Raw genomic sequence first — 13,138 nt, forward strand, 5'->3', positions numbered from 1 at the left:
GTTCCTCGATGACCAAGGCAATCACCCTTCCCCGCCAATCCGTCAAAGGCATTCGTGCCCGCGACTATATTCTTCCGGCCGCGATTGCGCTCGCCTGCGCCGGTGCCGCCTATGCCGGTGCCGACACGACCTTTGATCCGGCGCTGCAGAAGTTCACTGACTTCCTCGAAGGTTCGGGCGGCAAGATCATCACCGTCCTCAGCCTTGCCGGCGGTTTGATCGCGCTCGCCTCGGGCCGCTTCGCCCTTGGGCAGGTCGCGGTCCCGGTCGGTGTCGGAATTGGCGTCGGCACAGGCGTGCCGATCGTCACCTCGGTCGTGACCGCAACCATTTGATCGCGGTCTAACGACGGGAGGGCGGCATGGCCGACAGATACCTCGTTCCACGGCGGCTCGACGACCCGGAGGTCATCGGCTTCTGGACCATCGACGAGTTTGCGGGGCTGCTCGTCCCGTTCGCGTGGGGCATCCTTTCGCAGCACATCATCATCGGCACCGGCCTATCGGTCATGACCTGGTTCGCCCTTCGAAAGGCGAAGGCATCAGGCGCAGGGTCGAAACTGGTCCATGCTGCCTACTGGTATCTGCCGGGGAGCTTCCTCGGGCTGAAAGCCACGCCGCCCTCCCACTGCCGCCTGCTCGCAGGCTGAGGGAGGACCCAAGTGAAACACGAATTCGCCTATGAGGAAGCGCAGCGTCACCTCAAACAGCGCAACCGCTTCGCCGCGCTGTCAGCCGTGCTGGGCCTTACCAGCCTGCTGGCGGTCGGCGCGGCGGCGACGCGCGAGGAAAGCGTCATTTTGGTGCCTGTCACGACCGAGCGCCTGACGCTCGGGAGCGGCGGTACCGATGCGCACTACCTCGAACTCGTAACCCGCGACACCGCGCTCATGCTGCTCAATCGCGCACCCGAGAGCCTCGACTACTGGATGGAACAGGTCCTCAAGGTGGCAGATCCGTCAGCGCACGGGAGCCTCAAGGCCGAGCTCGTCAAGATCGTCGACGAGCAGCGCGGTTCGGACATCAGCCAGGCCTTCGTCATCTCGCGGATGGAGGTCGACGCGCAGGCGCTCACCGCTGTCGTCACCGGCACGCTCAAGACCTTCGTCGGTGCGCAGGTGATCGCAAGCCAAGAGCGCAGCTTCGAATTCAGCTGGAACCGCCGCGGCCTCAGTCTCGGCCTCACCGGCTTCCGCCAGCTCCCAACCGAAAACGAGGAGGAGAACCCATGACACTCCTATCCCGCCCCTTCCCCGCCGCGCTGACCAGCGTTGCGCTGGCAATCGCCACGGCCGCCTACGCTTCACCGGCACATGCCGACCAGTTCGTCGAGGCCGCTGATGGCGCCGCGATCGACTGCGTGCTCGCGCGCGGCGCGCTGACCCGTATCGCCCTCATCGAGGACGGTTTCGCCAATGTCTCGAAGATGGCGAGCGGTTTTCCCTACAACGATTTCGAGGTGACCCACGAGCCGGTGCGCGGCGACATCTATGTCTCGGTGCCGCTGCAATATGCGAGCGCCAGGGTCAGCTTCTTCGCGACGAGCAGCGCGGGCTATGTCTACAAGTTCACCTGCCGCGTCGAAGGCGAGGAAGCGAGCCAGCTCTTCGTCACCAATCCCGCGCTCGCCAAATCCCAGGCGAGTGAATGGGAAGGCGCAGCAGTGACGCGCGACGAGGCCGCGATCCGGCTGATCGAAGCGATGGCCAGCGATGGGGTCCTGCCGGGCTTCCGCGCCCGTGCCGAACTTTCGCGACCACGCCACACCGACAGCCTCGAAGTGCAGCAGGTCGCGGAATACGAAGGCGCCGAACTGATCGGCCAAGCCTTTACTCTACGCAATCTTGGCTCGGCGCCCGTCGACCTTGCCGGTGAGCGCGAGGCGCCGGCCGGGGCGCTGGCCTTTGCCTATGGCCGCGACAGCCTTCAGCCTGGCGAGAGCACTCAGGCCTTCCTTGTCTTTACCAAGGGAGGGCTCGAGTAATGGCCGATCCCGACACACGCGATACGCCCGCGCCAGCGCCAAAGGACGAGACGCGCGGCGAAGCCCGGCGCAACCTCAACCGCACGGTCGCGCAGCGCCAGAAGCTGCTGCTTGCCGGGATCGGCGGCGTGGCGCTCATCGCCGGTTCGATGTTCATCTTCGGCGGCGAGGATGAAGCGAGCGCCGACGGCGTGGGCGCGACCACGATCGAGACCGGCGCGCTGGTCAATCGCAATCTCTCGCAGCGCGAATTCGTCGCCACTTACGGCAACCGCCTCGATGCGCAGGGCCGCGCGATCAAAGACCTGCAGGAAAGCCAGCTTCCCAAGGCCTCGATCGAGCAGGAGCTCGAAACGCTGCGGGGCGAGAACGCGCGGATGCTGAGCGACGGGCAAGCTGCGATCGATGCGATCTCGGCGGAGAACGCCGCCTTGCGCTCGGAACTCGAAACCGTCCGCGCCAATCCCCCGGTCACGCCAGTTGACGCAGGAGAACCGCGGACTCCGGGTTTCGCTCCCGGACCGCTCGAGCCACCCAGCGAACCCAAGGCGAGCCTGCTGAGCTTCTCATCCGAAAAGCCGGGCGCAGCCAAAGCGAAGGCAACCGAAAGCACGCCGCCGCTGCTGCTCGAGGCAAGCCGCGATTATCTCCCGCCCAACAGCTATGCACCTGCCACCGTAATCGTCGGGGTCGACGCCTCGACGGGCGTGACCAGTCAGAGCGATCCGCTGCCCGTGGTGCTGCGCATCACCGGGCCGGCGCGCTCGGTGCTGCAAGGCGACAAGCTGCTCACCACCGATCTCACCGGCTGCCTCGTCAACGGCGCGGCACGCGGCGATCTCTCGGCCGAGAAGGTTTACGTCAAGCTCGTGCGCATGACCTGCGCGCAACCGGGCGGACGCTTCGCGGTGAGCGAGGTCAAGGGGTTCATCGCCTTTGCCGGCAAGTCGGGCGTGCGCGGCAATGTCGTCAGCCGCGAAGGCAGCCTTGTCAGCCAGGCGCTGCTTGCCGGGATCGTCGGCGGGTTCGGGCGCGGCTTCTCGGCCAATGCCAACGGCATCTTTGCGCAGCCTGTCGGCAGCGACGGCAGGCGCGAGGCGCTTTCGCCGACCGACATCCTCGCAGGCGGCCTCGGCCAGGGCGCGGGCGAAGCCGCCGACACTACAGCCAAATACCTCATCGAACGCGCAGAACAGTACCAACCCGTCGTCGAGATGCCGACCGGCATCGCAGTCGAGATCGTCTTTCTCGACGGCGTCCATGTCAGGAGCACACCGCAATGAACTATTCGAACCAGCGGCCCGGCCTCAAGGCGCGCGCCGCGCACATATCGCTCGCTGCCGCCAGCGCAGCAGCCCTCCTCACAAGCGGCGTCGCGATCGTAACCGCCATGCCCGCGCAGGCCGCGATCACGCGAGATGTGGTTGAAGCGCTCAAGCTTCGTCTGCCCAGAACGCCGATCGACGCGCTCGATTGCACGACATTCGCGCCATGGTGCGAGGTCGTCTCGGGAGAGACGCTATTCTACATCGACGAAGCGGCACGCTACCTCTTCGTCGGGCGGCTCTACGACATGGAGGAGCGGCGCGACGTGACTGCCGCGCGCCTGCTCGAACTCAACCCCGACCTGCTCGCCGCCGGCGCAGCCCGCCACGCCGGCGAGGACACTGGAGGGCGCCATGACGTTGCCGAAACCCGCGACAGGCAGGTCGCGACGCATGTCGATCTTAAAGCCCTTCCCAAGGAAGGCGCGATCCTGTGGGGCAATCCCAAGGGGCTGAAGCTGGTTGTCTTCTCGGATTTCCAGTGCGGCTACTGCAAGCGGCTCACCGGCGAACTCGAAAAGGCAGGCGTTCTTGTCGAGGAACGGCCGATCTCGATCTTCGGCGCGTCGAGCCGCCGCTTGTCCGAGGCGGTGCTGTGCGCCGCCGACCCGGTCGAGGCGCTCCATGCCGCATACACCGGCAAGCACCTCGAACCGCGCGCAACCTGCAAAAAGTCAGCTGCGCTCGATGCCAACGAAGCCTTTGCACAGGCCAACGGCTTTGCCGGAACCCCGGTAATCGTCCGGGCGCGCGACGGTGCGGTGCTGCACGGCTACCGTGATGCAAAGACACTGCGCGCCTTTGCCAATGCCAAGACCGGATCGAAGCAATGAGCGGCGGTGCGACCCGTGTCGGAGCGACGGCAATTCTCGCGTTGATGATCGCCGGCTGTGCGACGCTTGGCGGCAACGTCAAGGGCGACTTTTCCTGCCGGGCACCGGAGGGAAGCTGCGCGCCGACCTCGATGATCGACGATGCCGCGACCCGCGTTTCACAGGCAGAACGGTCCGGTCATGCCTCTGCGGGAGCGCACAGGGCCGGTGATCGCGGATTGCGGATCGTTGTTGCGGGCTACCGCGACGGGGCGGGCCGCATCCACGAGGCCCGGGTTGTTCATGTCGTGCTGCCCGATCGCGCTGCCGAGCGCTGGCGCGCGCCGCGTTCGACCGGCGACGTGCTTCGCGCACTGGCGCGTCCGGCTGAAGCAGAAGTCGCCCCGCCCGCCGCCGCAGAAGCAATTCCTTTTCAGCTTTCCAATCCGTCCCCCCAGCAGCCTCCCGATGTCCTGGTCATCCCCTCGCAGGATCTGACGGAGCTGCCCGGCGCCAAAGCGCCGGACCCCGGGGCACCTGGTCGTCCCCCCTCCCCCGGCCAGGTGCCCCACCCCGTTCTGCCCGAAGGAGAGCCCAAGTGAACCTCTCGCTATCCTCTGCGCGCGACGCGCTTCTCGCTGGCCTGTTCGGCGATGCGAAAAGGGGCGATCATGCGCAGCCGCGTTTCGCGCTCGACATGCTGTCGGACTGGCTTCCGTACCGAGTCTATGACGAGGGCCCGGGGCTCTACCGCAACGCGCACTCGAAGGGCTTCATTCTCGAAGTCACCCCGCTCATCGGCGCCGACGAGCGGACAGGTGAGATCCTCGGCCAGTTCTTTTCCGAGAGCCTGCCGCAAGGCGCCTGCCTCCAAGTGCTGAACTTCGCGTCCCCGCGCATCGGCGCCATCGTCGGCCCGTGGTTCGCACCGCGCTACGAGCAGGGCGGGATCTACGAAGCGATTGCGAAAGCCCGCACCAACCGGCTCTACGATCTCGTCTGGAAGTCGGGCTCGGCACACGCGCCGTTTCATGCACGCCATGTGCGTCTGGTGCTCTCGCTCGGCGTTCCGGTGCCCGGAAGCGTCACCGATGCAGAACTCACCGAATGCCGCGACGGGATGTCGGGGATGCTGAACTCGCTCGGCCTTGCATCGAACAGGCTCGAGCCCGCAGGCCTCCTCGCACTGGTCGACGAGCTCACCTCGCCGACCACCGCGCGCGAACCCGATCTCACCCACTGGAACCGCGAGGACACGCTCGACGCGCAAGCGATCCGCCGCGACATCGAACTCGAAGTCGAGGACGACCGGCTGATCTTGCGCACCGAGCGCTTCCGCGAGACCGGGCGCTCGCGAGATGGCGTGCCGCAGGTAGGTGAATGCTATCCCGACCGCTTCGATATGCGCCATTACGGCGTGCGCTCTACCCCTGAGCGCTGGGCACCGTGGGAATGCGCGCGGCTCATCGGCGACATGTTCACCGACAAACTGCGCTTTCCCTGCCCGGCTGCGACCATGCTGTGCCTGCATTATCCCGACCAGGAAGCCGCCTCGGCGCGCGCAGGCTACAAGTTCATGCGCACCACCAGCCTGTCGGAAACGAAGAGCGCACGTTTCCTGCCCAAACTGTCGGAGCAGTCGGCAGAATGGAGACACGTCCAGGCCGAACTCCAAGCGGGCAAGAAGTTCGTCAAGCTGTTCTATGGTCTCACCACGATCTCGCCGCTCGGCGAAGGCGATGCGCATGAGCGCACGGTCAAGGCGATTTACAAGGCGGCCGGATGGGACCTTGCCGACGAGCGCTTCCTCCAGCTCCAGGGCCTCGTCGCCTCGTTCCCGTTGAGCCTCGCCGATGGTCTGGTCCACGACCTTGCGCGGCTCAAACGCTTTCGAACCATGCTCTCGACCACCGCGGCCAATATCGCCCCCCTGCAGGGCGAGTATCTCGGCGGCACGATCCCGCACCTGCTGCTGCTCGGACGGCGCGGCCAGCCCTTCTTCTGGTCGCCCTTCGAGAACAAGGCGGGCAACCACAACATCGCGATTTGCGGGAAGTCGGGCTCGGGCAAGTCGGTGCTGCTGCAGGAGCTATGCGCCGCGCTGCGCGGCGCTGGCGCCAAGGTCGTGGTGATCGATGACGGCCGGAGTTTCGAGCACTCGATCAAACTTCAGGGCGGGCGCTTCGTCGAGTTCACCCTCGCCTCGGGCTTCTCCTTGAATCCCTTCTCGATGGTCGACGATGCCCGCGCGCATGAGGACGAGGACTACCGGCTCGACTGCTTTGCGATGATCAAGGCGATCGTCAGCCAGATGGCGCGGCCAAGCGCCGCGCCCTCGGACACCGAGCGCGGCCTCATCGACCGCGCGGTGACGCAGGTCTGGGAAGCGCTCGGCAGCGGCGGCGCGATCGACGATGTCGCGCATGCCCTCCATCAAAGCGAAAACGAGGCGGGCAGGGATTTGGCGACCGCGATCGCGCCTTTCTGCCGCGGCGGCAGCTATGCCGGGTTTTTCTCCGGCAAGGCGAGTTTCGCGCTCGAAGACGATTTCACCGTCTTTGAGATGAGCGACCTTGCGTCCCGCGAGGAACTGCGAAGCGTTGTCCTCTCGGCGATCATGTTCATGACCGGCCAGGCGATGACGCGCAGCTCGCGGTCCACCAAAAAGCTGCTTTTGATCGATGAAGCCTGGGCCATGCTCAAGGGTGGTTCGATGGGCGAGTTCGTCGAGACCTATGCTCGCACCGCGCGCAAGTACGGGGGTGCGCTCGCCACTGCCACCCAGTCCTTGAACGATTACTACAAATCCGACGGCGCGCGGGCCGCGCTCGAAAACAGCGACTGGATGCTGGTGCTCCAGCAGAAGCCCGAGACCATTGCCGATTTCCGCAAGGAGGCCCGGCTCGACATGGACGACCGGACCGAGACGCTGATCCGCAGCCTCAAGCGCTCGGGCACCGAGTACAGCGAGATCTACCTCAAAGGTCCCGAGATGGAAGCCGTTGGACGCCTGGTGCTCGACCCACTCTCGGCAACCATCTTCTCCTCCGATCCTGACACCTATGCCGCGATCCACCGCCATGTCGAAAACGGCATGCCGCTGGAGCGCGCAGTCGCGCTGGTCGCGGGCGTGGAAGGAGGCATGTGATGGTGCTCGAGACCACCACGCTCGTAGATCGCGTGCCGCTTCCGTCAGTCAGACAAGCCCGCGACAAGCACCGTGTGATCGACTGGCTGGCGCTGTTCCAGGGCACCTGCCTGGTGCTGATCGAAACGGCAAGCTTCGCGGCGAGCACGCTGCTGCTGGTCCTCGGCCTGCCGCTGTTCGTGTTCCTGGCTGTAGCAGGCTGGGATCTCACGGCGCTGTTCGCGCAGCTCGGCAATCTTGCCGACCATTACCGCACCGCTGAACCGGTCGCGCGCCGCTTCTTTGCCCAAGACCTCCAGATCGCATTCCTCATCGCAGCCGGCGGCCTCGCCCTGCTGCGATTGCCGGCTTTCCTGCGCCGCCTCGATCGCCGCCTCGCCGAAGGATCTCCCCGCCATGGATAGACTGAACCTCCCGCTTAGCCAGCTGGGCCCGAAACTCCTCGCTCTACCCTTGCTCGTTGCCGCGCTCCTGTGGGGTGCGTGGATCACGCAGCAGGTCACCAGCTCCCCGGAGCAGCGGATCGTCACGGTCCGGCTCGCCGAGACCATCGGGACATTCGTCGAGGAAGCCGCGCGCGCCGATGCCGATCCGGCGGTCGTTCAGGCGGCGAGCCTTGCATACCTCAAAGCCGCCGAAAGCGCCGTCGCCGACATGGGCCATGACGGCCGCGTGGTGCTGGTTGCCGAGGCCGTGCTCGCGGGCGCTGCCGAAGACGCAACCTCCGAACTCGAGCAGCGCATTGCGGACAAGCTCGCCGGGGAGAAGCAGCCATGAGCCTGACCCGCTCGATCCGCCGTCCGCTGCTGCTCTCGGGGCTGGTCCTGCTGCCGCTTGCCTGGGCGCCGCTCGATGCCTTCAGCAAGGACCACGCGTTCCTCATCAATGCGAGCCCGAGCCTGTCCAACTGGGCGTTCTGGCTCGACAAGCACGCGCCGATCGAACGCGGCAGCCTGATCTTCTTTGAGCCGCCGCAAAGCGAGCTGGTCGAAAGGCATTTCGGAAAAGGACCGCAGATGTTCGGCAAGCGCGTGCTTGGCATGCCGGGCGATGTCGTGCGCCACGAGGGCGATGCGGTCTTCATCAACGGGAAGCAGGTCGCGAGCCTGCTCGAGGTCACCCGTCTCGGTGTCCCGCTCACGCGGGGGCCTAAAGGCGTCATCCCCGAGGGCTGCTACTACACCGGCACCAGCCATCCCCGCGGGCTCGACAGCCGCTATGGCGCAATCGGCTTCGTGTGCCGCGGACAAATCCTTGGCAGCGGGAGGGCGATCCTGTGATGCGCTCCCTCTTTCCGCTTGGCGCGCTTCTCCTCGCTGCGCTCCCGGCCAGCCTGCAGGCGCGAGACTATGGCCAGCGCGGCGCGGTCTTCCCCGTGATCGAGCGCGATCTGCTCGAACAGATCCATGCTCGCCTCGCGCAGATGGAAAAGTCGGGCGAGACCGCGCGGCTCAACGAGGAACTCAAGCGTCGTACGATCGCCCGCGTCAACCGGCCTGATCCGGTTGCCGGCGTGATCCGCGCAAGCGCAAGCCGCCAATGGGCCTTCGATCCGACAATTACGCTTGCTGCCGATATCCGGGGCGCAAAAGGCGAGCTGATCCATGCCGCCGGAACCCGGGTCAATCCGCTCGACAGCGTCAAGCTGCGCGGCGACCTCCTGTTTCTCGACGGCGACGATCCGGCGCAGGTCGCCTGGTCGCTGAGGCAAGAAGTCAATGCCAAGCTGATCCTCGTCAAGGGTGCGCCGCTCGAGCTGATGAAGGCCCGCCAGCGAAGGTTCTATTTCGACCAGGGCGGCAAGCTCACCGACAAATTCGGAATTCGGGCGACGCCTGCGCGCGTGCGCCAGAACGGCCGGATGCTCGAAGTGAGCGAGATCGCGCTGCCGCCCCGGAAGGCACAGCCATGAGCAGCATCCGCGCCTTCCTGGTGCTGTTCACGGCGATGCTATCGCTGGTATTCGCATCACCGGCTTCGGCCGATGCCGGTCCGGGCAAGTGCACCGGGCAATTCGTCAACCCGATCACCGACATCTGCTGGTCGTGCCTGTTCCCGATATCGGTCGGCGGGCTCGAAATCTGGCCGAGCAATCGCCCCGATCCCGACAATCCGGACCTACCGGTGTGCCTGTGCGGGCTTCGGCCCGGCATCGCGATGGGGTTCTGGGAGCCGGTCCGGCTCGCCGATGTCAGTATGAAGCCTTGGTGCTTCGTCAACCTCGGCGGGATGAAACTCGATCCCGGCTTTGATATTGGCTTCCGCTCGATCTCGGGTCCTTCGGCGGTGGGGGGCGCAAGCCAGTATTATTCGAGCTGGCATGTCCACTGGTATGCCTATCCGCTGATCTACTGGATGGAGATCGTCGCCGATTTCCTGTGCCTCGAGCCCGGTTCGATCGACATCCTCTACATCTCCGAGATCGATCCGCTGTGGCAGGACAGCGAGCTCACCGCGATCATCAACCCCGAAGCGGTGCTCTTCGCCAACCCGCTGGCGCTTGCCGCTTGCGCTGCGGATTGCGCGGCATCGACCGCCAATTTGCCGCTCGACGAGATGTTCTGGTGCGCGGGCTGCCAGGGTTCGATGTACCCGATGAACGGCAACGTCTCGGCCTCGATCGGACATGTCCAGGCCTCGCGGCTCGTGCTCTCGCGCTTCGCCTACAAGCTCCACCGCGAACTCGTTTCGTGGGGCACGATGGGATCGAAGGGCCTGTGCGGCAAATACCTGATGCCGGTGATGCGCAAGCAGCAATACCGCTTCCAGGCCACCAATCCCAATCCGGCAACCAAGGGCCGCTTCGCCTGCCCGCCTATCGGTGCCTCCACCACCTTCCAGTCCCCCGGACAGGTCATCCCCGCCATCGGCGAAGACATGGGATACCTCGTCTGGCGCAAGAGGAATTGCTGCGCGCTATGAGAATCGCCTTCCCCCTGCTGGTCGCTATCAGCCTTGCGACCGCCGCCGCCTTTGCTGCCGCGTCTGCGCAAGAGAGTTCGCCCGAACTCGATCTTGCCGAAATCCGCGCGCGCGCCAGCGAGCATAGCGCCGATGCCGAAGCGCTCGCCACGTCGGTGAAGACAAAAGCCGATGCGCTGGCAGAGGACGCGCGCGCCGCTCAACAAACGGCCCACGCGAACCGCGCAGCCTATGCAGAAGCGGCGCAAGCGACTGCCGATACCGGCCCGCTCGATCTCGATGGCATGATCCGCGCCCAGGCCGATGCCGAAGTGGCGGCAATGGGCGAGACGCCCCGGTTCATTGCCTTTGCCTCGCTGGGAATGCCGGAACGCTCGCTCAAGGCGCTGGTTCACGATGTCGCGAGGGCGGGCGGCGTCACCGTGCTGCGCGGGTTCCCGCAAGGCGACAGCGCGCGCTTCAAGAAACGCATCGCCGCGATCTGGAGCGATGGCCATGAAGCCGGCGCGCTCGGGATCGACCCGCGCCTGTTCCGCGCCTTCGATATCGAGGTCGCTCCGAGCTTCGTGATGATCGCGAGCGACTTTGCCCCCTGCGACGGGTTCGACTGCAGCGACATCCTTCCGCCGCACGACCGCATCGCTGGCAATATCAGCGTGGCCGAAGTGCTCGACACCTTTGCTTCAGGAGGCGGTCCGGGCGCGCAGCTTGCACGTCTCCATCTCCGCCGCCTTGAAGGAGAGCGGCCATGAGGCTCACACAATCGCTTCGTCTGGGACTGCTCGCTCTTCTCGCCGTCGCCGCGCCCCTCTCCGCGCAGCAGCAGGATGCGCGGGCTGACGGCAAGGCCTTTGGCGAAAGCCTGCGCAGCGAAGCGCAGGCAGCCGCCAACTCGCAGCACGACGCATCCACCCTCCCCAATTACGATCGCAATGCCGTGCGTGACCTCGAAACGCTTGCCGACGATCCCGACCGGATCGAGAGCAATGCCGCGGCGGTGGCCACCGGGCACCAGGGCTATCGCGCGATGCGCGACAGCATCGCCAACCGCGCACGCTTCGATCCAGACGAGATCGAGGATGTGATCGCGCGCAGTCTCGCGATCAACGAGACGCCGCTTGAATACACCAGCGGCATGGATATCTCGGGCGGCCAGGGCAATTGCGTCCCGCTGCCGCCCGGCTCGGGCTCTGCGGGAACCTACACCGCGACCTGCAACACCGGCACGCGGATCGACCAGTCGGCGGGTCAATGCGCGGTGCCGCTCGTCGCCAGCGTGACGCAGCGCCAGCAATGGCATTATCTCTGCAACGACACCGGCATCTACCAGGGTCTTCCTTGGTGCTCGGCCTTCGATGGCGGCTCGTGCCGCATCACCGGCTATCGCCCCGGCCCGTGCCTCCAGTGGTGGGACAACGGGTTCAACCGCTTCTGCTCCGAGCCGGGCGATCCGATTGCCGAAATCTCCTGCAATGCGCCCGATCCTCGCTACACGCCTTATGCGGTCACCACAGACAGCACGGTCGATGCGGTTCCAGACGAGAGCCAGTGCACGGGTTTTGCCGACAATGGAGACTGCACGCTCGATGTAGAGATTTGCACCGATGCCGATCCGCAGACACGCGTGATCGACGGCGTCTCGGTGACGCGGCCCTGCTGGGAATGGCAGCGCAGCTACACCTGCACCTCGCGCGAAGCGGCGACCGATTGCTCGGACATCGAGAGCCAGGGCACCTGCCGCTTCGTCCGCGAGGAATGCCTCACCGACGAACTTCCGTGCGAGACCTGGGAGCGCATCTACGAATGCCCGTTGCCCGATACCGAGAACACCACGCAATATGTCTGCGATGGCGATGTCTATTGCATTGATGGCAGCTGCGAGACGATCGAGCGCACCGCTAATGACGAGTTCAAGGATGCAGTCACCGCGCTCCATGCGATGGACGAGGCGCGCGGGCAATTCGACCCGAACACGCTGACGCTGTTCCGGGGAACGCGCAACACCTGCTCGTCCAAGGTCTTCGGCGTGCTCAATTGCTGCAAGGGCAAGGGTTTCCCGCTCATTCCGGGGATCAGCCTGCTGGTCGCGCTCGGCTGCGACCGCGAGGAAGTGTTGCTCCACCAGCGCGATGCGCAGGGCCTGTGCGCCTTTGTGGGCACATATTGTTCAAAGAAGTTCCTTGGCGTCTGCCTGACCAAGAAGAAGGCCTATTGCTGCTTCGAGAGCAAGCTTTCGCGCATCTTGCAGGAACAGGGCCGCAAGCAGCTTCCCAAGCCCTGGGACAAGCCCAAGGAAGAACAATGCGAGGGCTTCACCCTCGACGAGTTCGCTCAGCTCGATCTTTCCCGCATGGATTTCAGCGAGGTTTATGCCGAGTTCACCGAGGCCGCGCGGCTGCCCGACGAGCTCGAGACCTCCATCCTCATCCAGCAGAAGATCGACGACTATTACGCAAGGGGCGGTCAATGACCCATCTGGACTACCTGACTGCGCTCGCACTCAGCTTCACTGCGCTCGCCGCCGCTTCGGCGCATGCCCAGGAACCTCGGGAGACGGCATCGATCACCGACGCCGACGCGCTCTACTGCGAAGAGCGAAAGCTCGGCTACTGGTTCTACTGCGTCAAACCTGTGCCCGCAGAGGAACCGCAAACGCCCGAAGCCGAACCGGTCGCGGCCAGCCAAGAACTCGATGCGATCACCTCCGAATTGCGCGAGTTGAAGGCGCGCGCGATCCTCTATCCGACCGAAGCGAATGTCGCGGCCTATATCCGCTTCCAGCGTGCGCAGCTCGACCGCGCCTCGCTTTTCTCCGATGTCTGGCAACGGGCGATCTGGCAGGATCCCGAACTCGACTACACGCTCGAACGCCCGGTCGGCGCGGTCGCCAAGAAGCAGTGGCAGGATGCCCGCAGCGCCGAGCGCGATCACGTCATGGCACGGCTCTC

General features: G+C 65.4%; 16 protein-coding genes. All 16 read left to right on the forward strand.

Annotation, left to right across the window (positions count from 1 at the left end):
• The first annotated feature begins 8 nt into the window (after positions 1-8).
• Positions 9-335, forward strand: a complete 327-nt coding sequence (locus tag E0502_RS14945; RefSeq protein WP_137678728.1) for a hypothetical protein — start codon at positions 9-11, stop codon at positions 333-335.
• 26 nt (positions 336-361) lie between these two features.
• Positions 362-649, forward strand: a complete 288-nt coding sequence (traL, locus tag E0502_RS14950; protein ID WP_137678729.1) for a type IV conjugative transfer system protein TraL — start codon at positions 362-364, stop codon at positions 647-649.
• Positions 650-661: 12 nt separating this feature from the next.
• Positions 662-1,231, forward strand: coding sequence for a type IV conjugative transfer system protein TraE (locus tag E0502_RS14955; RefSeq protein WP_010412621.1), 570 nt, complete (start codon positions 662-664; stop codon positions 1,229-1,231).
• On the forward strand, positions 1,228-1,983 hold the full coding sequence (locus tag E0502_RS14960) for a type-F conjugative transfer system secretin TraK (RefSeq protein ID WP_137678730.1): 756 nt from the start codon (positions 1,228-1,230) through the stop codon (positions 1,981-1,983). The genes E0502_RS14955 and E0502_RS14960 overlap by 4 nt, the downstream gene beginning before the upstream one ends.
• Positions 1,983-3,266, forward strand: a complete 1,284-nt coding sequence (locus tag E0502_RS14965; RefSeq protein WP_137678731.1) for a TraB/VirB10 family protein — start codon at positions 1,983-1,985, stop codon at positions 3,264-3,266. The genes E0502_RS14960 and E0502_RS14965 overlap by 1 nt, the downstream gene beginning before the upstream one ends.
• Positions 3,263-4,141 (forward strand): DsbC family protein, encoded by an 879-nt coding sequence (locus E0502_RS14970; protein WP_137678732.1) that lies wholly within the window; start codon positions 3,263-3,265, stop codon positions 4,139-4,141. The genes E0502_RS14965 and E0502_RS14970 overlap by 4 nt, the downstream gene beginning before the upstream one ends.
• A gap of 44 nt (positions 4,142-4,185) precedes the next feature.
• A complete protein-coding gene (locus E0502_RS14975; protein ID WP_137678840.1) occupies positions 4,186-4,722 on the forward strand; it encodes a hypothetical protein in 537 nt (178 codons plus the stop codon).
• Positions 4,719-7,268, forward strand: a complete 2,550-nt coding sequence (traC, locus tag E0502_RS14980; protein WP_137678733.1) for a type IV secretion system protein TraC — start codon at positions 4,719-4,721, stop codon at positions 7,266-7,268. Before E0502_RS14975 ends, traC begins: the two co-directional genes overlap by 4 nt.
• Positions 7,268-7,672: a hypothetical protein gene (locus E0502_RS14985; protein WP_137678734.1), complete on the forward strand. Its 405-nt coding sequence runs from the start codon at positions 7,268-7,270 to the stop codon at positions 7,670-7,672. The genes traC and E0502_RS14985 overlap by 1 nt, the downstream gene beginning before the upstream one ends.
• On the forward strand, positions 7,665-8,045 hold the full coding sequence (locus tag E0502_RS14990; protein WP_137678735.1) for a TrbI F-type domain-containing protein: 381 nt from the start codon (positions 7,665-7,667) through the stop codon (positions 8,043-8,045). Before E0502_RS14985 ends, E0502_RS14990 begins: the two co-directional genes overlap by 8 nt.
• Positions 8,042-8,548, forward strand: a complete 507-nt coding sequence (locus E0502_RS14995) for a S26 family signal peptidase (protein ID WP_137678736.1) — start codon at positions 8,042-8,044, stop codon at positions 8,546-8,548. Before E0502_RS14990 ends, E0502_RS14995 begins: the two co-directional genes overlap by 4 nt.
• Positions 8,548-9,180 (forward strand): type-F conjugative transfer system protein TraW, encoded by a 633-nt coding sequence (gene traW, locus E0502_RS15000; protein ID WP_137678737.1) that lies wholly within the window; start codon positions 8,548-8,550, stop codon positions 9,178-9,180. The genes E0502_RS14995 and traW overlap by 1 nt, the downstream gene beginning before the upstream one ends.
• Positions 9,177-10,190, forward strand: coding sequence for a conjugal transfer pilus assembly protein TraU (gene traU / locus E0502_RS15005; RefSeq protein ID WP_137678738.1), 1,014 nt, complete (start codon positions 9,177-9,179; stop codon positions 10,188-10,190). Before traW ends, traU begins: the two co-directional genes overlap by 4 nt.
• Entirely contained in the window at positions 10,187-10,942 is a 756-nt protein-coding gene (trbC, locus tag E0502_RS15010; protein ID WP_137678739.1) for a type-F conjugative transfer system pilin assembly protein TrbC, read from the forward strand. The genes traU and trbC overlap by 4 nt, the downstream gene beginning before the upstream one ends.
• Positions 10,939-12,660 (forward strand): conjugal transfer protein TraN, encoded by a 1,722-nt coding sequence (locus E0502_RS15015; protein WP_137678740.1) that lies wholly within the window; start codon positions 10,939-10,941, stop codon positions 12,658-12,660. The genes trbC and E0502_RS15015 overlap by 4 nt, the downstream gene beginning before the upstream one ends.
• Positions 12,657-13,138: conjugal transfer protein TraF (gene traF / locus E0502_RS15020; RefSeq protein WP_137678741.1), on the forward strand; the 482-nt coding region annotated here is incomplete at its 3' end. The genes E0502_RS15015 and traF, both read left to right, overlap by 4 nt.

This window comes from Parerythrobacter lutipelagi, from assembly GCF_005434975.1.
Taxonomy (GTDB): Bacteria; Pseudomonadota; Alphaproteobacteria; order Sphingomonadales; family Sphingomonadaceae; genus Parerythrobacter_A; species Parerythrobacter_A lutipelagi.

What these genes read in the sequence shown, in the direction of transcription:
- E0502_RS14985 (WP_137678734.1), top strand. Translation starts at nt 7,268, where the DNA reads ATGGTGCTCGAGACCACCACGCTCGTAGATCGCGTGCCGCTTCCGTCA.
- E0502_RS14990 (WP_137678735.1), top strand. Translation starts at nt 7,665, where the DNA reads ATGGATAGACTGAACCTCCCGCTTAGCCAGCTGGGCCCGAAACTCCTC.
- trbC (WP_137678739.1), top strand. Translation starts at nt 10,187, where the DNA reads ATGAGAATCGCCTTCCCCCTGCTGGTCGCTATCAGCCTTGCGACCGCC.
- E0502_RS14965 (WP_137678731.1), top strand. Translation starts at nt 1,983, where the DNA reads ATGGCCGATCCCGACACACGCGATACGCCCGCGCCAGCGCCAAAGGAC.
- traW (WP_137678737.1), top strand. Translation starts at nt 8,548, where the DNA reads ATGCGCTCCCTCTTTCCGCTTGGCGCGCTTCTCCTCGCTGCGCTCCCG.
- E0502_RS14975 (WP_137678840.1), top strand. Translation starts at nt 4,186, where the DNA reads ATGATCGCCGGCTGTGCGACGCTTGGCGGCAACGTCAAGGGCGACTTT.
- E0502_RS14960 (WP_137678730.1), top strand. Translation starts at nt 1,228, where the DNA reads ATGACACTCCTATCCCGCCCCTTCCCCGCCGCGCTGACCAGCGTTGCG.
- E0502_RS14945 (WP_137678728.1), top strand. Translation starts at nt 9, where the DNA reads ATGACCAAGGCAATCACCCTTCCCCGCCAATCCGTCAAAGGCATTCGT.
- E0502_RS15015 (WP_137678740.1), top strand. Translation starts at nt 10,939, where the DNA reads ATGAGGCTCACACAATCGCTTCGTCTGGGACTGCTCGCTCTTCTCGCC.
- E0502_RS14995 (WP_137678736.1), top strand. Translation starts at nt 8,042, where the DNA reads ATGAGCCTGACCCGCTCGATCCGCCGTCCGCTGCTGCTCTCGGGGCTG.
- traL (WP_137678729.1), top strand. Translation starts at nt 362, where the DNA reads ATGGCCGACAGATACCTCGTTCCACGGCGGCTCGACGACCCGGAGGTC.
- E0502_RS14970 (WP_137678732.1), top strand. Translation starts at nt 3,263, where the DNA reads ATGAACTATTCGAACCAGCGGCCCGGCCTCAAGGCGCGCGCCGCGCAC.
- traU (WP_137678738.1), top strand. Translation starts at nt 9,177, where the DNA reads ATGAGCAGCATCCGCGCCTTCCTGGTGCTGTTCACGGCGATGCTATCG.